Genomic DNA, 427 nt, shown 5'->3' with positions numbered 1-427 from the left:
TCGTCGCCGCTGTACTTCCTGACGCAGGCGAGCGTCTCCATCCCTGCGGTACCGGTACCGCTTTCACCCGGCACCTCGTCCCAAGCATCCGAACCCACGCTGAGCGGCAGCTCGGTGACGCTCAGCTGGAACGCCGTCTCCGGCGCCACGTCCTACGAAGTCGCCGTCAGAGATATGGTCACAAACCAGCTCGTCGTCGATCAGATCGTTTCTGGAACGAGCTATCAGGCGTCGCTCTCAGCCGGCGGCTCGTACCGCTGGAACGTCGATGCGATCGACAGTGCCGGCGCTTCGAACTTTTCGTCGCCGCTGTACTTCCTGACGCAGGCGAGCGTCTCCATCCCTGCGGTACCGGTACCGCTTTCACCCGGCACCTCGTCCCAAGCATCCGAACCCACGCTGAGCGGCAGCTCGGTGACGCTCAGCT

General features: G+C 63.9%; 1 protein-coding gene. It reads right to left on the bottom strand.

Features of this window, described 5'->3' with window-relative positions; all coding sequences use genetic code 11:
* Positions 1-224: 224 nt before the first annotated feature.
* On the bottom strand, positions 225-427 hold a 203-nt coding region (locus tag G8O24_RS44150; protein ID WP_210324922.1), incomplete at its 5' end, for a hypothetical protein.

Source organism: Bradyrhizobium campsiandrae, assembly GCF_014529705.1.
In the GTDB taxonomy this organism is placed as follows: Bacteria; Pseudomonadota; Alphaproteobacteria; order Rhizobiales; family Xanthobacteraceae; genus Bradyrhizobium; species Bradyrhizobium campsiandrae.
This window is presented reverse-complemented; position numbering and strand designations above follow the sequence as displayed.